This window comes from Phenylobacterium sp. VNQ135, from assembly GCF_049445735.1.
Taxonomy (GTDB): Bacteria; Pseudomonadota; Alphaproteobacteria; order Caulobacterales; family Caulobacteraceae; genus Phenylobacterium.
Window position 1 is genome coordinate 102,908 of sequence record NZ_JBMSDS010000005.1, and the last position, 18,380, is coordinate 121,287.

18 protein-coding genes are annotated in these 18,380 nt (G+C 71.6%); 7 read left to right on the forward strand and 11 right to left on the reverse strand.

The window, feature by feature from the left end; genetic code table 11:
- Positions 1–66: 66 nt before the first annotated feature.
- Positions 67–1,980 carry a PAS domain S-box protein gene (locus ACO2Q0_RS18170; RefSeq protein ID WP_423352945.1) on the forward strand — a complete coding sequence of 638 codons (1,914 nt, stop codon included), beginning with the start codon at positions 67–69 and terminating at the stop codon, positions 1,978–1,980.
- Here the strand turns inward: ACO2Q0_RS18170 and ACO2Q0_RS18175 are convergent.
- The 4 genes from ACO2Q0_RS18175 to ACO2Q0_RS18190 are packed head-to-tail and all read right to left on the reverse strand — an operon-like array spanning position 1,970 to position 6,288.
- Positions 1,970–2,437: a DUF3429 domain-containing protein gene (locus ACO2Q0_RS18175; protein WP_423352946.1), complete on the reverse strand. Its 468-nt coding sequence runs from the start codon at positions 2,435–2,437 to the stop codon at positions 1,970–1,972. The genes ACO2Q0_RS18170 and ACO2Q0_RS18175 overlap by 11 nt on opposite strands.
- Before the next feature lie 6 nt (positions 2,438–2,443).
- Positions 2,444–3,211, reverse strand: coding sequence for a TIGR02186 family protein (locus ACO2Q0_RS18180; RefSeq protein WP_423352947.1), 768 nt, complete (start codon positions 3,209–3,211; stop codon positions 2,444–2,446).
- A complete protein-coding gene (locus ACO2Q0_RS18185) occupies positions 3,211–4,134 on the reverse strand; it encodes a sulfite exporter TauE/SafE family protein (protein WP_423352948.1) in 924 nt (307 codons plus the stop codon). The genes ACO2Q0_RS18180 and ACO2Q0_RS18185 overlap by 1 nt, the downstream gene beginning before the upstream one ends.
- A gap of 33 nt (positions 4,135–4,167) precedes the next feature.
- Positions 4,168–6,288, reverse strand: coding sequence for a hypothetical protein (locus tag ACO2Q0_RS18190; protein ID WP_423352949.1), 2,121 nt, complete (start codon positions 6,286–6,288; stop codon positions 4,168–4,170).
- Between the two features lie 166 nt (positions 6,289–6,454).
- Here ACO2Q0_RS18190 and ACO2Q0_RS18195 point away from each other — a divergent pair, with 166 nt between their 5' ends.
- Complete coding sequence (locus tag ACO2Q0_RS18195) at positions 6,455–6,664, forward strand: hypothetical protein (RefSeq protein ID WP_423352950.1); 210 nt, start codon at positions 6,455–6,457, stop codon at positions 6,662–6,664.
- Here ACO2Q0_RS18195 and ACO2Q0_RS18200 read toward each other — a convergent pair.
- Complete coding sequence (locus ACO2Q0_RS18200) at positions 6,661–8,316, reverse strand: GNAT family N-acetyltransferase (RefSeq protein WP_423352951.1); 1,656 nt, start codon at positions 8,314–8,316, stop codon at positions 6,661–6,663. The two genes, ACO2Q0_RS18195 and ACO2Q0_RS18200, sit on opposite strands and share 4 nt — an antisense overlap.
- Before the next feature lie 118 nt (positions 8,317–8,434).
- Between ACO2Q0_RS18200 and ACO2Q0_RS18205 the strand changes: the two genes are divergently transcribed.
- The 3 genes from ACO2Q0_RS18205 to ACO2Q0_RS18215 are packed head-to-tail and all read left to right on the forward strand — an operon-like array spanning position 8,435 to position 12,046.
- The gene (locus ACO2Q0_RS18205; RefSeq protein ID WP_423352952.1) at positions 8,435–9,658 is read left to right on the forward strand and encodes an acyl-CoA dehydrogenase family protein; all 1,224 of its coding nucleotides are present in this window, start codon (positions 8,435–8,437) and stop codon (positions 9,656–9,658) included.
- 53 nt (positions 9,659–9,711) lie between these two features.
- Positions 9,712–10,920, forward strand: a complete 1,209-nt coding sequence (locus ACO2Q0_RS18210) for an acyl-CoA dehydrogenase family protein (RefSeq protein WP_423352953.1) — start codon at positions 9,712–9,714, stop codon at positions 10,918–10,920.
- A 37-nt stretch (positions 10,921–10,957) separates the two neighbouring features.
- Positions 10,958–12,046, forward strand: a complete 1,089-nt coding sequence (locus tag ACO2Q0_RS18215; protein ID WP_423352954.1) for an acyl-CoA dehydrogenase family protein — start codon at positions 10,958–10,960, stop codon at positions 12,044–12,046.
- Between the two features lie 73 nt (positions 12,047–12,119).
- Here ACO2Q0_RS18215 and ACO2Q0_RS18220 read toward each other — a convergent pair whose 3' ends face one another.
- Positions 12,120–12,854 carry an SDR family NAD(P)-dependent oxidoreductase gene (locus tag ACO2Q0_RS18220; protein WP_423352955.1) on the reverse strand — a complete coding sequence of 245 codons (735 nt, stop codon included), beginning with the start codon at positions 12,852–12,854 and terminating at the stop codon, positions 12,120–12,122.
- Between the two features lie 84 nt (positions 12,855–12,938).
- Between ACO2Q0_RS18220 and ACO2Q0_RS18225 the strand changes: the two genes are divergently transcribed.
- Both ACO2Q0_RS18225 and ACO2Q0_RS18230 read left to right on the forward strand, forming a co-directional pair.
- Positions 12,939–13,370, forward strand: coding sequence for a winged helix-turn-helix transcriptional regulator (locus ACO2Q0_RS18225; protein ID WP_423352956.1), 432 nt, complete (start codon positions 12,939–12,941; stop codon positions 13,368–13,370).
- Between the two features lie 101 nt (positions 13,371–13,471).
- Positions 13,472–13,864, forward strand: a complete 393-nt coding sequence (locus ACO2Q0_RS18230) for a VOC family protein (RefSeq protein ID WP_423352957.1) — start codon at positions 13,472–13,474, stop codon at positions 13,862–13,864.
- Positions 13,865–13,882: 18 nt separating this feature from the next.
- On the opposite strand, the gene ACO2Q0_RS18235 is transcribed toward ACO2Q0_RS18230, so the two are convergent.
- The 5 genes from ACO2Q0_RS18235 to ACO2Q0_RS18255 form a co-directional block, all read right to left on the reverse strand.
- Entirely contained in the window at positions 13,883–14,677 is a 795-nt protein-coding gene (locus ACO2Q0_RS18235) for an arginase family protein (protein ID WP_423352958.1), read from the reverse strand.
- An 80-nt stretch (positions 14,678–14,757) separates the two neighbouring features.
- Positions 14,758–15,999 (reverse strand): cation:proton antiporter, encoded by a 1,242-nt coding sequence (locus tag ACO2Q0_RS18240; RefSeq protein ID WP_423352959.1) that lies wholly within the window; start codon positions 15,997–15,999, stop codon positions 14,758–14,760.
- Between the two features lie 73 nt (positions 16,000–16,072).
- A complete protein-coding gene (locus ACO2Q0_RS18245) occupies positions 16,073–16,831 on the reverse strand; it encodes a lysostaphin resistance A-like protein (RefSeq protein ID WP_423352960.1) in 759 nt (252 codons plus the stop codon).
- A 76-nt stretch (positions 16,832–16,907) separates the two neighbouring features.
- A complete protein-coding gene (locus ACO2Q0_RS18250; protein WP_423352961.1) occupies positions 16,908–17,609 on the reverse strand; it encodes a VIT1/CCC1 transporter family protein in 702 nt (233 codons plus the stop codon).
- Between the two features lie 65 nt (positions 17,610–17,674).
- Positions 17,675–18,379, reverse strand: a complete 705-nt coding sequence (locus tag ACO2Q0_RS18255) for an SURF1 family protein (protein ID WP_423352962.1) — start codon at positions 18,377–18,379, stop codon at positions 17,675–17,677.
- Between the last annotated feature and the right edge of the window lies 1 nt (position 18,380).

An 18,380-nucleotide genomic window follows, 5' to 3' on the forward strand; every position in this document is an offset into this window, starting at 1 on the left:
CGTGCGGAAAGCGTTGATCTCCCGCAGAGTGCGCGGTCATGACACATTCGTGAAGCTCAGGACCAAGTGAACGACACGCCTGCCAACCTGCTGGCGCCCCTGCAGGCGGCCTTCGAACAGATGCCGGCGCTGGCCACGGTGGTCTGCGGTCCGGCGTGCGAGGTCGTGCTGGCCAATCGCATGTGCCGGGAGGCGTTCGGACAGGACATGGTGGGCCGGCCCCTCTCGGAGGCCCTGCCGAAGCATCCCGGCCTGATCGAATCCATCCAGCGCGCGGCCGCGAGCGGCGAGGCCGAAAGCTGGCGTGGCGTGCGGACCGAGGCGAGGACGCCGGAGGGGCCGCGCGAGATCTTCGTCGACGTCCGGGTGCAGCCGCTGTGCGACGCGGAAGACGGCGTCTGGGGCGTGCTGGTGCAGGGACTGGACACCACCCCCGAGACCCATGCGCTGCGGGCGCTGCGGGCGCGCGAGCGGGAGCTGGGCGAGGCGCTGGCGGCGATCCAGGCGATCCTCGACAACTCCCACGACGTCATCTGCGTCTTCGACGGCGACGGGGTGATCAAACAGGTGAACCGCCATGCCGAGACGGCGTGGGGCTATACGGCCGAGGCGCTGATCGGCCGCAACTACATCGAGCTGGTGCATCCCGAGGATCGCGAGGCTTCGGTCCGCTTCGCCCTGCGGGCCCGAATGGGCCGCCCGGCCACCGGCTTCGTCAACCGCTACCGGCGCAGCGACGGGGCCTATGCCCCGATGATGTGGTCGGTGGGCTGGTCCGAGGAGTTCCAGCGCGGATACGGCATCGCCCGCGACATGCGCGAGTGGGTGGCCGCCGAGGAGCGGCTGCGCCAGGCGCAGAAGATGGAAGCCATCGGCCGCCTGACGGGCGGGCTGGCGCACGACTTCAACAACATCCTGACTGTGGTGATGAGCGGCTCCGAGGCGATGCTGCAGGGGCTCGCGCCCGAGGCCCCGGAGCGCGAGCTGGCCGAGCTGGCGCTCAACGCCGCCGAGCGCGGGGCCGACCTCGTCGAGCGGCTTCTGGCGTTCTCGCGCAACCGGTCGCCGAAGTCCGAGACCATCGACTGCCAGGCGCTGATGGAGAACGTCGGGCCGCTGATCCGCCAGGCGATCGGGGAGCGGGTGGCGCTGAGCGTGCAGACAGACCCGCGGCTGCACTGCCGGGCGAGCCGCAGCCAGCTGGAGTCGGCGCTCCTGAACCTCTGCATCAACGCCCGCGACGCGATGCCGGCCGGCGGCGAGATCCGCATCACGGTGGAGGGCGTGCGCCGGAGGGACAACGATCCGGACATCGGCCTGCAGGAGGAACGCGCGTACGTGCGGATCGCCGTGACCGACACGGGTGCGGGCATGGCGCCTGCCGTGGCCGAGCGGGCGCTGGAGCCGTTCTTCACCACCAAGGACGGGCAAGGCTCGGGCCTGGGGCTGAGCATGGTCTACGGCTTCGTCCGGCAGGCCGGGGGCGACCTGACCCTCGAGACCGCGGAGGGGCGCGGCACGACGGTGAGCCTGTACCTGCCGCGGACCCGGGGCGGCGACGCCCAGGCCGTGGAGGCCGAGGCCGAGATCCCGCCCGACTGGCTGGGCCAGCGCATCCTGCTGGTCGACGACGATGAGCTGGTGGGCCGCCAGCTCCACCTGCAGCTCCTGGCGCTGGGCTTCAAGGTGACGCCGGTGCGGGACGCGGCCGCGGCCCTGAAGGTGCTGGCCGAGCGCGACGACATCGCGCTGATGCTGACCGACGTCGTGATGCCGGGGATGGACGGCATCGACCTGGCGGCGGCGGCGCGGGCCAGCAAACCCGACCTGAAGGTGATGTTCACGACGGCCTACGCCCGGGGCGAAGACGGGGGACGGCCGCTGCCCGCCGACGCCGTGGTGCTGCACAAGCCCTATCGCCGGGGCCGGCTGATCGCCGCACTGGTGGAGGTGCTGCCGCCCGGCGGCGTCAGGCGTTGAGCGCCTTCTCGAGGGCAAGGCCCAGGGAGATGCAGGCGCCGGCGGTGATGGCGGTCGAAAGCGTCGGATAGCGCGAGGGCGTGTCGGGCGTCTGGTGGTCAAACAGCCACTGGACGAGGAACACGGCCACGAAGCCGCCGAGGATCCAGACGTCGGGCAGGCGCCCGCGGCCCAGCAGGACGAGCAGGGCCGCCGCCGCGGTGAGCGCCGAGAACGCCAGGCGATAGGCGCGGGGCTTGCGCTCGCGGGTCTCGAGCCCCCAGCGCACGCCGCCCAGGAAGGCCACCATCAGCGCCGTCCAGCTGAGGAGCACGGTGAGCGCCGGCCGCGCATAGGCCGCGGGGCCGTAGCCGTAGACGACGGCCGAGATCGGGAACGGCGCCAGGGCGGCGAGCGCGATCGTCCAGAGCGCAGCCGGGGCGGATTCGACCCGTCGCCGGGGCCGCGCGTCATCCATGAGCAATCAGTCTCTCCGGAATGCAGCCGAGGCGGCCCACCCGGCCGCGAGCGCGAACGCCATCGAGGCCAGGCCATAGGACCATGGCCTGTTATGCGCCCAGACGTAAAGAGTCCGCTCCAGGCCGACCTTTTCGACCGTCAGGGTGCGGACGCGGCTGGAGACCGGCCGGCCATCCTGGAACAGCAGGATGTCGGCCCGGTAGACGCCGGTGGGCGCGCCGGCCGGAAGGGCGATCTCGGCCCGGAACAGGCCCTGGTCCACGAAGCGCACGCCCCGGCCGTCCTCGTCGTAGAGCCCGGCGTTCTGCTTCAGCCGCACGACCGCGCGCCGCCAGACGTAATAGTCGGCGCCCAGGCTGGAGACGACCACGTCGCGCACGCCGTAGCGGGTCTCGATGCGCTGTTCGGCCGGTGCGTTGATCGGCAGGTGGTCGACGCCGGCGCCCAGGCGGCGGAGCTGGCCGAAGGTGGCGATCTGGTCCAGCGGGCGGCTCGAGGCGGCCATGTAGAAGCCGGGCGCGCCGTGGAAGACCACCGGGCGGCTGTTGAGCCACAGGCCGGCGACCCTGACCTTGCGGGCGATGCGCACCGGCTGCTCCGGGCCGCGGACGATGACCACCACGTCGGAGGGGCTGTCGTCGGGCTGGAACACCGCGCCGTAGAGGACGATCCGCGCGCCCCGGAAGTCGGCGCTGACCCGCACGTTGGTCTCGGTCAGCGCCGCGGAGATGGCGGGCGGCGGCGCCGAGGCCGGAGGCGCGTCCGCCGCCATCAGCCGTGCATCCCGGTCATCAGCATGAACGGCTCGTCGGGGGTGATGAACAGCCCCAGGCCCATGCGCAGGCCGACCAGCAGGACGATCAGCGCGAGCACCGCGCGCAGCTCCTCCGCACGAAAGCGCTGGGAGGCGCGGGCGCCGTACTGGGCGCCGACGATGCCGCCCGCCAGCAGCAGCATGGCCAGGACCACGTCCACCGTCTGGTTGCGGCCCGCCTGGAGCACCCCTGTGAGCGCCGTGGTGACGATGATCTGCAGCAGGCTGGTGCCCACGACGACGCCGGCCGGCATGCGCAGCAGGTAGACCATGGCCGGCACCAGGATGAAGCCGCCGCCGACCCCCATGATCGCCGACAGCACGCCAACGAAGGCGCCGAGCGCCAGAGGCGGAATGACGCTGATGTAGAGGCGCGAGCGCGGGAAGCGCATCTTGAGCGGCAGGCCGTAGAGCCAGACCGGGCGGCGGTCGCGCCGCGGCGGCGGCGGCTCGCCGCGGCGACGGCGCAGGATGGCGCCCAGGGACTCGGTGAGCATGAGGCCGCCGATGACGCCCAGGAACAGGAGGTAGGAGACGGCCACCACGAGGTCGGCCTGGCCGAGCAGCCGGAGCCAGCGGAAAAGCTCGACGCCCGCGAAGGCGCCGACGACCCCGCCCGCCGCCAGCACGCCGCCCATCCGCAGGTCCACCGCGCGGCGGCGGCCGTAGGCGATGACGCTGGACATGGACGAGGCGGCGACGTGGTTCGACATGCTGGCCACCGCCACCGCTGGCGGGATGCCGAGGAAGACCAGCATCGGCGTCATCAGGAAGCCGCCCCCGATGCCGAACATGCCGGAAATGAAGCCGACGAACAGCCCGAGCGCCACGAGCAGGGGCGCGTTCACCGAGACCTCGGCGATGGGCAGGTAGATGTCCATGCCCGCCTACCCTAGCCCGCCCGCACGGCGCGGCTAGCCCCGGGCGTTCTTCGGCGCGGCTTTCGGACCGGCGTCGCCGGGCCCGGACTTGAGCTTGTCGACGGCGGCGCGAGCCAGCCCGTCGCCCTGGGCGGCCGCCAGGCTGAACCACTTCAGGGCCTCGGCCGGGTCCTGCTGCACGCCGCTGCCCGACTGGTACATGAGGCCGAGGTTGTACTGGCTGTCGACCACGCCCTGCTCGGCGGCCTTGCGGAACCACTGGGCGGCCGAGGCCAGGTCCTGCGGACCGCCGTCGCCGCGGAAGTAGTAGAGGCCGAGATTGTGCATGGCGTTGGGCTCGCCGGCCTCGGCGGCGCGGGCGGTCCACCGGCGGGCCTCGGGCAGGTTCTGCACGACGCCCAGGGCGCCCGTCTCGTAGAGCTGGGCGAGATAGAACTGGGCCGGCGCATAGCCGTCCTCCGCGACCGCCTTCAACCTGGCCAGGCCGCCGGGCTTGCCGGCTTCCGCCAGGCGCAGGGCCTCGGCGAAGCGCCGCTGGATCTCCGTCGTCGCGACCGGGGGTTCGGACGGCGCGGCTTCGGGGACCATCGCCACCGCCGCGCGCGGTTCGGCGGCGAGCGACGCTTCGCCCTTGCCGCGTTCGAGCTGCGCCTGCTTGAGCTCGCCCTGCCCGCCTTGAGGGCCGTTCATCAGCACCACGCCGGCCGCGCCGACGCTGAGGAAGGCGGCGCTGCCGGCGACCATCAGGGCGGTCTGGACGGCGGTGTTCGGGCGCCGGACGCGGGGCGCGCCGAAGCCCTGGAACATGCGGCCGCCCGCCTGGCGACGGTCGAGCTTGGCGCGGACCTCGATCGGCCGGGGCCGGGCGCCCGCCTGATCGGCCGCGGCGCTCTGCTGCGCGCCGAGCTGCGCCCTGGCGGCGGCGCGCGCCTGGTCGATCACCTCGCGGGTCGAGAGCGGCCGCGCGCCGGCGGCGGGCTCGGGGCTCCCAAGTTCGAAGACGTCGTCGTCGAGAGGCTCCGCGAGCGGCGCGAACCCCTCGGCCGCGGCGAAGTCCTCGGGCGCGAACGTCGGGCGGACAGGATCGACCGAGCCTTCGGCCATCGGCTCAGCCCGGGAGAACAGTTCGGCGCCGAACGGGCCGCGGGGCGGGATGTCCGGCGTCGCGGCCGGGCGGACCGGAGCCTCGGCGGGTTCGAACGCCGCGGCCGGGACGGGATCGGCCCATCCGGAGGACCGGTCGGGGGCGTCGCCAGGCCGCGAGGGGGTGCGGTCCTCGCTCTCGCGGATGCGCTCGGCCAGGTCGCCGATGGCGCGCTCCTGGCGCTGCTCCATGCGTTCGGCGGCGCGGGCCACCTGCCGCCCGACCTCTTCGATGGCCTGGGCGGAGCGTTGTTCGGCGGCGACCAGCCGTTCCGAGAAGCGGTCGGTGAGACGGCCGATCTCGGCGCCGAAACGCTCGAGGCTGTCGGCCTGGGCGTGCTCGGCGCGGGCGAGCCGGGCCTCCACGGCGCCGGCGATGCGGGCGATCTCGCCGCCCACCTGCTCGAGCGCCTCGGCGTTCTGCTGCTCGGCCGTCTGCAGGCGCCGGTTCACGGCCTCGGCCATGGCCAGCACCTGGCGGCCGATCTGCTCGACAGCCTGGGCCGAGCGGCGCTCGCCCGCCTCGATGCGGGTGATGCGGTCCTCGAGGATGCGCAACGCCTCCGCCGACCGCGGACCCGCTTCCAGCCGCGCCAGCCGCTCGGTCAGCGCATAGCCCTCGCGCTCGGTGGTCTCGACCCGGGCCAGGGCCTGGCGCACGGAATGCTCGACGCCGGAGATGGCGAGGCCGGTGCGGGTCTCGGAAGCCTCGATGCGGTCGCTCAGCCGATCCAGGGCATGGACGACACGGGCGAGTTCGTTCGACGGCGCGGCCTGCGGAGCGAAGCGCGGCGTCGCCTCATAGGCGTGATATCCGCCGCCCTGGACGCTGCGCAGCGGCCGCTCGGAGACCTGGGCCTCGTAAGCCGCCTCCTCGGGCGTGTCGTCTTCCAGGATGACGTGGTTGAGCCATTCGCCGAGCGTCATGCCCGAGCGCCGGGCAAGGTCCTTGGCGACCTCGCGGGCCCTCGGGTCGATCCCTTTGACGCTCCAGGGCGCGCCGGCCGTCATCGAATCGCGTCTCCCCACTCGTGAGGACGCTACCCACCGATTCTGGGGGTGTAAACGCGACCTTAACGCTATTAGTTGTGGCGCCGGTCCGTTCCTGTGGACGGAAGCCGCCGGCCCGGAGGCGATCGCTTCCGGTTTCCGGCCCAGCCTGCGATATCGGCCGCACATGGACCTGCGCACCACCCTGGCGATTCTGGCGGCCCTGGCGGCGACGGCGCTGTTCGCCGGCTGGCGCGGGGCCCAGCCGCCTAACCCGCACAAGGGGCCGCGCCTGGCGCCCTGGCGCTTCATCATGCTGCTCGCGGCGGCCGGCGCCGTGCTGATGGCGGTGCATGCGGTGAACCTGCTGGGGGTCACCACGGGCGGGGTGCGCTAGACGGCGTCCGACGTCTTCTTCGGCCGCTTGGCGAGCCCGGCCATGCCGCCCGAGGTGAGCAGACCCGCGTCGGCCAGCACGATCGGGATGTTCCACTTGCGCGGCGCCGCCACATAGCGGGGCCGCCACAGCGGATCCCACTTGTTCTTGAATTCGCGTACGCCCTGGAAGTTGTAGAGGTCCTCGGCCCGCTCGAAGAGCAGGCTCCCCACGCGGGACATCATCGGGGCGAGCGGGCGGTCCTCCAAGCCCGAGAGCGGGGCCATGCCGAAATCGAAGGCCGCGTAGCCCTGGGCCGCGCCCCATTTGAGGAGCTCGACGAACAGGAAGTCCATGACCCGCTTCGGACCCTCGTCCACGTAGCGCATCAGGTCGATGGAGAACGACGACCGGTCGGCGACCGGCCAGAGGGTGGCGAAGGCGACCAGCCGGCCCTCGAAGCGGACCACCGCGACGGGGAATTCCTGAACATAGCGGGCGTGGAAGCCGCCCATGGTGAAGCTCTTCTCGCCGCCGGCGTGGCGGGCCAGCCAGGCGTCGGAGATGCGCTGCAGGTCCGGCAGGATGGCCGCGGCGCCTTCGGGCGGCACGACCTCGAATTCGGCGCCCGCCTCCTGGGCCTGGCGCCAGGCACGACGGGCCTTGCCCCGGCGGGTGCCCTCGATGCTGAAGGCCTGCAGCGGCAACACGGCCACCTCGCCGATCTTCTGGATCGAGAAGCCCATCTCCACGACGTCGGGCAGATCCTCGGCGTCGAGGGCGTAGATCGCCGGGCGCGCGGCGTGGGCGTCGGCGAGTTCCCGGAAGCGCCAGAGCAGCTCCAGCCGCTCGTCGGCGCGGCCCACGGGCGGGGCCAGGGCGATCCACGAGCGGCCGCGGACGCCGAACATCAGGAAGCTCTCGCCCGAAGGCGAGAACAGGAAGCGCTTGTCCCCGAGCAGCGCCAGGTTGGAATTCGGCCGGGCGGTCTGGGCCGCGGCGAGGATGTGGCGGACCCGCGCGAACTCGGGATCGTCTTCGCCCACGATCGGCGGCGTGGCGGCCGAGCCCAGCATGCGCCAGAGCCCGAAGGCCAGCAGGGCGATGGCGGCGACCACCCAGGCGCGCACGGAGCGGGCGATGTCGTCGTCGACCATCACCCGCCAGAAGGGGACGTCGCCGTAGTCGGCGTGCATGTAGGACCAGAAGCCGATCAGTCCGGCGCCGGCGAGCAGGCAGGCGGCCGAGGCCAGCCAGCCCGGCGTCACCTCCATCCGCGACAGCCGGGCGGTGCGCGGGAAGGCCTTCTGGAAAGGAGCCAGGAGCGCCGCGGCGACGAGCAGCGCGGCGGTGTCCTCCCAGACGATGCCCTTCTCCAGGCTGAGCGGCGCGGCGACCAGCAGCACGACCATGGTCGCGGCCCAGGCGGCGCCCAGGCGGGCGCGCAGGCCGAACGCCAGGATGACCAGGATGAGGCCGAGCAGGCTTGACAGCAGGTGACTGAGTTCGATCAGCAGCACCGGCGTGGTGGCCATGAGCTGGACGAAGCGTTCGGGCTCCGACGGCCGCGCGCCGGAGGCGAGCAGCGTCACGCCGCAGCCCAGCGCCAGCAGGGCGGCCACCGCGGGCGCGGCGGCGAAGGCGGCCGGTTTGAGGTCCCTCAGGAATCGCACGCCGGGTGCATAGCCGAACTGGCGATGGCGCGCTCAAACAACTGTTTCATTCCTCTTGCCCCGGCCCCGCCCGGCGCTAGAGTTGCGGCCCACTGGTTTTTCGAAATGGGAGGACGCCATGGCCGACTTCGGCGGCGCCGAGCTCGACGCATTCCGCACCGAGGTCCGCGCGTGGTTGGAGGCGAACTACCCGCCCGAACTGCGAGACGCGAACGCCAAGACCGACCCCGAAGCGATCTGGGGCGGGCGTCCGTTCGAAGGCTCGGACGATCCGCAGATCGTCTGGATGCGCCGCGTCGCCGAGAAGGGCTGGACGGCGCCGGCCTGGCCCAAGGAATACGGCGGCGGCGGCCTTTCGCCGCAGCAGGCCCGCGTGCTGGCCGAGGAGCTGGCCGCCGGCCGCTATCGCCAGCCGCTGGCCTCGTTCGGCGTCTGGATGCTGGGCCCCGTGCTGCTCGAATACGCCAACGAGGAGCAGAAGCGCGAGCACCTGCCCAAGATCATCAACGGCCAGATCCGCTGGTGCCAGGCCTATTCTGAGCCGGGCGCCGGCTCCGACCTCGCGGGACTGCAGACGAAGTGCGAGGACAAGGGCGACCACTGGCTGATCAACGGCAGCAAGGTTTGGACCAGCTATGCGGACAAGGCGGACTGGTGCTTCTGCCTGGTGCGGACCGACACGACGAAGAAGCATGAGGGCATCTCCTTCGTGCTGATCGACATGAAGACGCCGGGCGTCGAGACGCGGCCGATCCCGCTGATCAGCGGCGAAAGCCCGTTCTGCGAGACCTTCTTCACCGACGTGAAGGTCCCGAAGGGCAACCTGGTGGGCCGGGTGAACGGCGGCTGGGAGATCGCCAAGCGGCTGCTGCAGTACGAGCGCCAGAACATCTCGGCCGGCTTCGGCGAGGGCGGCAGCGCCGGCGGCGCGGCGGGCGACCTAGGCAAGATCGCCAAGCAGTACGTGGGCGTCGACGAGAACGGCCGCATCGAGGACGGCGACCTGCGCGCGCGGATCACCGCCAACAAGATGAACTTCGCCGCGCTGCGCCAGACCATCGCCCGCTCGGCGGCGGAATCGAAGGCCGGCAACGGCCCCTCGGCCGCCACCTCGATCATCAAGTACGCCGCGGCCGAGTTCGCCAAGGAGCGGTCCGAACTCATGGTGGAGACCATGGGCCACCAGGGCCTGGGGTGGTCGGGCGAGGGCTATGAGCCCGCCGAGATCCTGGCGGTCCGCGGCTGGCTGCGCACCAAGGCCAATTCCATCGAGGGCGGCACGTCCGAGATCAACCTGAACGTGATCGCCAAGCGGGTCCTCGGACTGCCGGACCCGAAGTAAGTTCAAGTATCTGATTATTTTTCAAAAACGATCATTGAGCCGGAGATATTACGATGGCTGATTTCGGAGGGGGCGACCTGGACGCCTTCCGCACGGAGGTGCGGGACTGGGTGGCGGCGAATTTCCCGCCGTCGCTGAAAGGCAAGGGCCCGGCGATCGGGCCGGAGCGCGCGAGCGAGACGGCCGACCAGAAGGCCTGGCGCCTTGCGGTCGGCGAGAAGGGCTGGGGCGTGCCGACCTGGCCTAGGCAGTACGGCGGCGGCGGCCTGTCGCCGGCCGAGGCGCGGGTGGTGAACCAGGAGTTCGGCCGCGCCGGCGCCTACAACCCCATCGTCGGCATGGGCACGATGATGTTCGGCCCGACCCTGCTGGAATACGGCAACGAGGCGCAGAAGTCCGAGCACATCCCGAAGATCGCCAACGGCGAGATCCAGTGGTGCCAGGGGTTCAGCGAGCCCGGCGCGGGCTCGGACCTCGCCGCCCTGCAGACGCGGGCCGAGGACAAGGGCGACCACTTCCTGGTGAACGGCCAGAAGATCTGGACGTCCGGGGCGCAGTGGGCCGACTGGTGCTTCTGCCTAGTGCGGACCGACTTCACGAAGAAGCACGAGGGCATCTCGTTCGTGCTGTTCGACATGCGGACGCCCGGCGTGGAAGTGCGGCCGATCCAGCTGATCAGCGGAAACAGCCCGTTCTGCGAGACCTTCCTCACCGACGTGAAGGTGCCGAAGGAGAACCTGGTCGGGCCGCTGAACGGCGGCTGGACGATCGGCAAGCGCCTGCTGCAGCACGAGCGCAACGGCCTGTCGGGCGGCGGCGGCAGCGCCGGCCGCTATGGCTCCGGCCGGGCGCCCGAGCAGCTCGCCAAGGAGTACGTCGGGCTCGACGAGAAGGGCCGCATCGCCGACGGCGACCTGCGCGTCCGCGTGGCCAAGAACGCGATGGACCTGAAGGCCTTCCAGCTCACCGCCATCCGCGCGATGCAGGAAGCCAAGGGCAACCAAGCGCCGTCCGCCGCCAGCTCGATCATGAAGAACGCCGCGACCCAGACCCTTCAGGAGCGCGCCGAACTGGCCATCGAGATCCTGGGCCACCAGGGCCTTGGCTGGGAGGGCGACGGCTTCTCGGAAGAGGAGCTGACCTTCGTCCGCAACTGGCTGGGCGGCAAGGCGACCACGATCTACGGCGGTTCGCAGGAGGTGCAGAACAACATCATCTCCAAGCGGATCCTGGGTCTGCCCGACACCACCAAGTCCGCCTGATCACGCAGCAAAGACAGAGATTTAGGGAAACACGAACATGGCCGTTCTGACCGAAGAACAGAACATGCTGCGCGACGCGGCCAAGAGCTGGGTGCAGGACAAGAGCCCCGTCACCGCCTTCCGCAAGATGCGCGATAGCGGCGCCGAGCTGGGCTACGACACAGCCGCCTGGAACGAGATGGCCGAGATGGGCTGGGCCGGGGTGATCATCCCCGAGGAGTACGGCGGCTCGGCCTTCGGCTACCTGGCGATGGGCCTGATCCTGGAGGAGACCGGCCGCACGCTGACCGCATCCCCGCTGCTGGCCTCGGCCCTGGGCGCGGCCTCCGCGCTCGTGCTGGGCGGCTCGGAAGAGCAGAAGCAGGCCTGGCTGCCGAAGATCGCCGAGGGCGCGATCGTCGCCACGCTGGCGATCGACGAGGGCCCGCACCACAACCCGGAGAAGGTCGAGACGTCGTTCAGCGGCGGCAAGATCACCGGCAAGAAGACCTTCGTGCTGGAAGGCATGGCCGCCGATCTGCTGGTGGTCTCCGCCAAGGGTCCGGACGGCGTTGGCCTCTACCTCGTGAAGGCCGACGACGCGGGCGTGAAGCGCACCCGCCTGCAGCTCGCCGACAGCCGCGGCGCGGCCAACGTCGAGTTCGACGGCGCGGCCGCCGAGCCGCTGTCGGGCGGCGCGTCCACGCTGGAGAAGGTGCTGGACCGCGCCCGCGCCGGCCTCGCCGCCGAGATGCTGGGCGCCGCCACCCAGGCCTTCGAGACCACGCTGGACTACCTGAAGACCCGCGTGCAGTTCGGCCAGGTGATCGGCAGCTTCCAGGCTCTGCAGCACCGCGCGGCCAGGATGTTCACCGAGCTGGAGCTGGCCCGCTCGACGGTGGAAGCCGCGCTCACCGCCATCGATAACGACAGCCCCGACGTGCCCGAGCTGGTCAGCCTGGCCAAGGCCAAGATGGGCGACACCTTCCACCTGGTGTCGAACGAGATGGTCCAGATGCACGGCGGCATCGGCATGACCGACGCCCACGACTCGGGCTTCTACCTGAAGCGCGCCCGGGCGGCGGAAGCCGCCTTCGGCAACCAGGCCTACCACCGCGACCGCTACGCCCGGATCAACGGCTACTAGGTCAGCGGCTTTTCGAGCCTCTGTATGCGGGAGCCCCGCCGGCGGAGACGCCGGCGGGGCTTTCGTTTGGAGCTCAGACCTGGGCCAGCCCGCCGTCGACGAACACCTCGCCGCCGGTCATGAAGCTGCTGTCGGCCGAGGCTAGGAAGGCGGCGACCGCGCCCGTCTCGCTGGGCTCGCCGATGCGGCCGATCGGGGTGCCGGCGCCCATGGCCTCGAACTCGGCCTCGCCGACGACCTCCATCGCGAGATCCGTCCGCGTCGGCCCCGGCGAGAGCACGTTGACGCGGATGCCCGTGCCCTGGAGGTCGAGGGCCCAGCTCCGGGCCAGGTTGCGGATCGCGGCCTTGGTGGCGCTGTAGACGCTGAACTGGGGCGTGCCCATGACGCCGGTGCTCGAGCCGGTGAGGATGATGGAGCCGCCCGGCCCCATCAGCGGCAGCGCCTTCTGCACCGTGAAGATGAGGCCCTTCACATTGACGTCGAAGGTCTGGTCGTAGTGCTCGGGCGTGATCTCGCCCAGCGGCGCGAAGGCGCCCGTGCCGGCGTTGGCGAACACGATGTCGACGCCGCCGCGCTCGGCCTTCACCTGCGCGTACAGCCGGTCGAGGTCAGCCGCTTCCGTGACGGAGCCTGCCACCGCGCGGGCGTCGGGGCCAAGCTGGGCCAGCGCCGCGTCCAAGGCCGCCTGGCGCCGGCCGAAGATGTAGACGAAGGCCCCCTCCTCTGCGAACCGCTTGGCGGCGCCCAGGCCGATGCCGCTGCCGCCGCCGGTGATGACCGCCGTCTTGCCGTCCAACCTCTTCATGATGTGCTCCTTGCTTGAGGTTGAACTCAGCTGGAGCGGCACACACCTATCGACAAGTATGCACCTTTTGGTAAGTGCCCAGAAATGTCGACATCTCCTCGCACCCCCGCCTTGCCGTCCGGCGAGGCCTGCACGCCCACCCTGCCCGGCTTCACCTGCGGCCTGGACGCGACGCTGCGGGTCATCGCCGGCAAGTGGAAGCCGCTGATCGTGTACTTCCTCGCCCAGGACGGCCCGACCCGCTACGGCGAGCTGCGCCGCGCCATCCGCGACGTCAGCGACAAGATGCTGATCCAGCAGCTCAAGGAGCTGGAGGCCGACGGCCTCGTGAAGCGCACGGACTACAAGGAGGTCCCGCCGCGGGTGGACTACAGCCTGACGCCGCTCGGCCGCGGCCTGGCCGAAGCGCTCGTGCCCCTCTGCACCTGGGGCACGGAGAACATGGCCGAGGTCACGCGCGTCTTCGCCGAGCGCGGGGCGTGGAACCGCAAGGCAGGGTCGGCCGCCGGCGCGTGAGCGGCGGCCGTCGGCTTGTCGCCCCGTCATCCATGAGGGGTCTGGCCCGCCGGCCGGGAGCGTGCTTTGAACCTGTGCATGCAGGCCTGAGGGAGGAACGCATGCTCAATCACGTGATGGTGGGATCCAACGACCTGGAGCGCTCGAAGCGCTTCTACGATGCGGTGCTGGGGACGCTGGGCGCCGGCGAGCCGTTCCGCAACACGGCGCCCAGCGGCCACACGCGACTGTTCTACATGAACGACGGCGGCACCTTCTGCGTCAGCGAGCCGATCAACGGCGAGCCGGCCACCTGCGCCAACGGCGGCACCATCGGCTTCAAGTGCTCATCGCCCGAGCAGGTGAAGGCGTTCCACGACGCGGCCCTGGCCAACGGCGGCGTGTCCATCGAAGACCCGCCCGGCCTCCGCGAGGGCAGCCTGGGCCCGATGCACCTGGCCTACGTCCGCGACCCGGACGGCAACAAGCTGTGCGCCATCCACCGGCCGGGGTAGGCGCCGGCTGAGGGTCGGTCAGCGGCCGAGCGCCGCCCGGCAGAGGCTGTCGATCACGCGGGCGCCGTCGCGAGCGGCCTCGTCGTCGGCCGGCGCGAACTCGGTGATCGTCAGGCCCACAAGGCCGCCCCAGCCGGCGACGGTGCGGACCAGCGCCAGCCCGTCGTCGATGCGGAGCCGTCCCTCGGGATAGGCGAGGTGCGGGAATTCGGCCGGGTCGAGGGCGTCGAGGTCGAAGTGGATGTGGACGGGGCCTTCGATGCGTTCGCCGGGCCTCAGCCATTCCAGGCCCTTCTCCCGCTGGAAGGCCCACTCGCCGTCGTCGCCGACCTGGGCTGCGACATAGCGGAAGCGCGCCGGGTCCAGCGGCGGCGCCAGCAGCGGCGCGAGGTCGGCCGGCGCCTGGCCCATCAGCGTCGCGACCGGCATGCCGTGGAAATTGCCGCTGGGCGAGGTGGCCGCCGTGTTGGCGTCGAGGTGGGCGTCGACCCAGATCACCGTCAGGTCCGGGTGGCGACGGCGCAGGTGGTCGATGACCGCCACGTCGCAGGCGCAGTCTCCGCCCGCGGTGAGGACCCGGTCCGGACGGCGTTCCGCCAGGATCGCCCGAGCGGCGCGGAACTGGTCGAGAATGGCCGTCCAGCGGTTGATCCCGCCCCTCGCCTCGCCGTCGCCGGACAACGGCGCCGACGCCAGCGGGCCATAGCGGGCGCAGACCTCGGCCGCGGCCTTAGCGCCCCGGCGCAGGTTCTCGGAACGCCCGGAGCCCTGCCACTGCGGGTAGGCGAGGACGAGGTCGAAGTCGGTCGGCATGGGAGACCTTCGGCGGCGGCGCTTCGCAAGGGTGCGCGAGGAGGAGATACCAGAGGTCGTGCAGGGTCCGTAGCCGACCGTCAGTCGCCCGGCTTCTCGCCCGTTGCCCGCTCGACCGCGAAAGCCGCCGAGAACCCGTGGACGACCGTCGAGACCAGGATGACGAACGCGGTGATGGCCCAGAGCCGGGCCTCGTTCGCCAGCGCCATGTGGCCGCCCGCGTAGCCGAGGTAGTAGATCGAACCCACCCCTCGCACGCCGTAGAATGCGACCACCAGACGCTCCCGCGTACGCAGGCGCGTGCCCGCGAGCGACAGCAGACCGGCGAGAGGCCGGATGATCAGGATCAGCGACAGGCCGAGAAGCGCGCCGGCGAGGTCGAGTTCGCGCATCAGCGCCGGCATGGAGGCGCCCAGGGCGATGAGCAGCATGGCGGTCAGGGCGTGTTCGAGCGTCTCGGAAAAATCGTGCAGCCGGACGTGGAAGGCGTGGTCGGACTCCACGCGGCGCAAGGTGAGGCCGGAAACGAACGCTGCGATGAAGCCGTACCCCTCGGCGAGCTCGGTCAATCCGTAGGCCACCAGGACCCCGGCGAGGGCGAAGACGCCAGCCTCGGTTTCGGCCAGCGCGTTCTCGCGCGGAAACCGGAACAGCACCTGACCCAGCAGCCACCCGACCGCCGCCCCGCAGGCGGCCCCGACCACGATCCGATACGCCACGTCGCGCGCGCCCCACGCGGCGAACAGGTCGGGCGTGAGGGCGGCCGCGGCCGCCACCGCGAGGCTGAGGTGTACGAACGGGAACGCCAGTCCGTCGTTGAGGCCCGCCTCCGTGGTCAAGGTGAAGCGCACCGGATGCTCGCCGCCTTCGGTGGGGCGGCCGACCTGCACATCGGCGGCCAGGACGGGATCGGTCGGCGCGAGAACCGACCCCAGAAGCAGAGCGCCGGCCAAGGTCAGGCCGGCCGACTGCCATCCCAGGACCGCGATGCTCGCGATCGTCAGCGGCATGCCGAACAGCAGCAGGCGCAGCGTCGGTCGCCAGGGGGCGGCGCTGGCGACCCGATCGATGCGCAGCCCGACGCCGAACAGCCCGGCGATCACGCAAAGCTCGCTGACGATTTCCCACGGCTTCGGGGTCGCGATCGGGCTGATGGCGTCGGGCAGACCCTCGATCCAGCCGAACATGATCCAGCCCAGCCCGATCAGCAGCGCCGAGGCGGCCGGCTCGCGCCCGGAGAAGAACCGCGGCAGCCAGTAGGCCAGGATGATGGCGAGCCCCAGCGCCGCGAGCAGCACGTGGTAGCTGGAGAACTCGAACACGCGGCGACTCCGGTTCAGGAGACATACGCGCGAAGGCCGGAGGGGTTCTGCCCGGACCGAAGTCTTCGCCGGATCAGGCGGGGCGAGGACGCGGCGCCATGCGCCAGGTGAGCAGGATCGCGGCCGCGACCACCGCCAGGCGCAGCGCATTGCCGAGCCAGCCGCCGAGGGCGTTCTCGCCGAGGGCGAAGACGATCCAGAGGCTGTTCATGCCGATATGCAGCAGGATGGGCGGCCAGAGGTTGAAGTCCCAGCGCACGAACAGCCAGCCGAACAGCAGGCCGCCCAGGCCGGTGACCGCCACGACGCCGGCGATGCTGCCCGGGTCGGAGCCCTGGCCGGCGTGGACGAGGCCGAACATGACTGCCGGCGCGAGGCAGGCGGCCCACCAGCGCCAGCCCGCCCAACGGATCAGCGCGCCGATGGCGAGGCCGCGGTAGATCACCTCCTCGAAGACGGGGAAGCCGGCGCCCTGCCAGAAGAGGTCGAGGCCGGTGAACTCGCGCGAGACCGGCGCCGCAAGCGCGGCGACCAGCACGGCGGGAATGAAGATGAAGGCGGCCCACAGCAGGGGTGTCGTGATGGGGCGGCCGAGCCCCGTCAGGCCGAACAGGCGCGACGGACCCGCGCGAGCGACAGATCCGACGAGCAAGCTCATCATCACAAGGTCGCTGAGATTGGCCAGGACCGAGCGGGCGTAGGCGACGTCGAGGCCGGGCGTGAGGGACTTCACGACGGCGCCGCTGAAGGTGGTCCAGACGAGGGCGGCACCCACCGCCGCGGCCAGCGCCAGAGACCGCTTCGACCGCCAGTCCGTCCGCTCGTCCGCCACCGACTCAAGCCCTCGCCTGCCAAGCCCGCAGACTGGCCCAAGGCGGCGCTTGTTTGAAGGCGTCGCGGCCGGCGCCTCAGACCACCGCGCCGAATGCCTTGCCGATCAGTGCGGTGGCGGCGAGCGCCAGCGCGCCCCAGAAGGTGACGCGCAGCATCGGCTTCCAAGGACTTGCGCCGCCCAGGCGCGCGCCGACCCACCCGAGCAGGGCCAGGAACGCCAGGGCCGCAGCCGAAATGGCCGGGATCATGTGGGCCATCGGCGCGGTCGCGGCGACCGCCAGCGGCAGGGCCGCCCCGACCGAGAAGGTGAGCGCCGAGGTCAGCGCCGCCTGCACCGGGCGCGCCTGGGTGTGCGTCGAGATGCCGAGCTCGTCGCGGGCGTGGGCGGCCAGCGCATCGCCGGCGTTGAACTGCTCGGCCACCTGGCGGGCGAGGTCGGGGGTGAGGCCGCGGGCGACGTAGATGGCGGTCATCTCGTCGAGCTCCTGCTCGGGGGCGGTGGCGAGCTCCAGCCGCTCCTTGGCGAGGTCGGCGGCCTCGCTGTCGGCCTGGGAGCTGACCGAGACGTATTCGCCGGCGGCCATCGACATCGCGCCGGCCACCAGGCCGGCGAGGCCGGTGAGGACGAGACCGCCGCGGGCGGTCTCGGCGGCGGCGACGCCGACGATGAGGCTCGCCGTCGAGACGATGCCGTCGTTGGCGCCCAGCACCGCGGCGCGAAGCCACCCCACGCGGGCGACCGCGTGCCGCTCCAGATGCGTCTTCAGCCGCGCCATTCGCCTTGCCCCCTGCCGTCCCTGCCTTGGCCGATCCCAGCTTGGGCCGCAAGCCGCGGGCGGGGTCAATGATCTGGCGCAAACAGGGCCTGCGGGCGCCCGGAGCGGACCACCAGCGCCAGACCGGCCAGGCTGAGGATCGCGAGGCCGAACCAGGTCAGGGCGTAGACCAGGTGGCTGTTGCGGAACCTGACCACCGTCATGCCGCCCACAGGATAGCCGCCCGGGTTGGGGGACGCGTCGGCATCGATGAAGACGGGCGCGGCGGGGCCGACGCCGCGGGCGGCGGCGATGGCGGCGACGTCGCGGGAATACCAGCGGCCGGCGGCGGGATCGTTGCGGCGGAGGAACCCTCCCCTCGGCTCGGTGAGGCGCAGGAGCCCCGTGACCGTCACGGATCCCGAGGGCGCCCCGGCGGCGCGGCTGGCGGGATCGCGCCGCCCGGGCGGAACGAAGCCGCGGTTGACCAGCACGACACGGCCCGTGTCGGTCCGCAGCGGGGTCATCACCCACCAGCCGGCGCCCCGCTCGGTCAGCGCCTGGACCAGGGTCTCGCGGTCGTGGAGGAAGACGCCACGGACGCGGACGCGGGTGTAGGCGTCGTGTTCGGCCGCGGAGTCCGGCAGGGGCCCGGGCGGCGCCCGCAGCCGGGCCTCGACCCGGGCGATCAGGTCGAGCTTCCAGGCCCGCCGCTCGAGCTGCCACACGCCCAGCGTGGCGAAGACGATCGCGAGCAGGACGAGCGCGCCGGCGAAGAGGCTGCGCTTCACC

Coding starts and splice junctions, on each gene's coding strand:
- ACO2Q0_RS18175 (WP_423352946.1), bottom strand. CDS start 2,437: ATGGATGACGCGCGGCCCCGGCGACGGGTCGAATCCGCCCCGGCTGCG.
- ACO2Q0_RS18180 (WP_423352947.1), bottom strand. CDS start 3,211: ATGGCGGCGGACGCGCCTCCGGCCTCGGCGCCGCCGCCCGCCATCTCC.
- ACO2Q0_RS18185 (WP_423352948.1), bottom strand. CDS start 4,134: ATGGACATCTACCTGCCCATCGCCGAGGTCTCGGTGAACGCGCCCCTG.
- ACO2Q0_RS18190 (WP_423352949.1), bottom strand. CDS start 6,288: ATGACGGCCGGCGCGCCCTGGAGCGTCAAAGGGATCGACCCGAGGGCC.
- ACO2Q0_RS18195 (WP_423352950.1), top strand. CDS start 6,455: ATGGACCTGCGCACCACCCTGGCGATTCTGGCGGCCCTGGCGGCGACG.
- ACO2Q0_RS18205 (WP_423352952.1), top strand. CDS start 8,435: ATGGCCGACTTCGGCGGCGCCGAGCTCGACGCATTCCGCACCGAGGTC.
- ACO2Q0_RS18210 (WP_423352953.1), top strand. CDS start 9,712: ATGGCTGATTTCGGAGGGGGCGACCTGGACGCCTTCCGCACGGAGGTG.
- ACO2Q0_RS18215 (WP_423352954.1), top strand. CDS start 10,958: ATGGCCGTTCTGACCGAAGAACAGAACATGCTGCGCGACGCGGCCAAG.
- ACO2Q0_RS18220 (WP_423352955.1), bottom strand. CDS start 12,854: ATGAAGAGGTTGGACGGCAAGACGGCGGTCATCACCGGCGGCGGCAGC.
- ACO2Q0_RS18225 (WP_423352956.1), top strand. CDS start 12,939: ATGTCGACATCTCCTCGCACCCCCGCCTTGCCGTCCGGCGAGGCCTGC.
- ACO2Q0_RS18230 (WP_423352957.1), top strand. CDS start 13,472: ATGCTCAATCACGTGATGGTGGGATCCAACGACCTGGAGCGCTCGAAG.
- ACO2Q0_RS18235 (WP_423352958.1), bottom strand. CDS start 14,677: ATGCCGACCGACTTCGACCTCGTCCTCGCCTACCCGCAGTGGCAGGGC.
- ACO2Q0_RS18250 (WP_423352961.1), bottom strand. CDS start 17,609: ATGGCGCGGCTGAAGACGCATCTGGAGCGGCACGCGGTCGCCCGCGTG.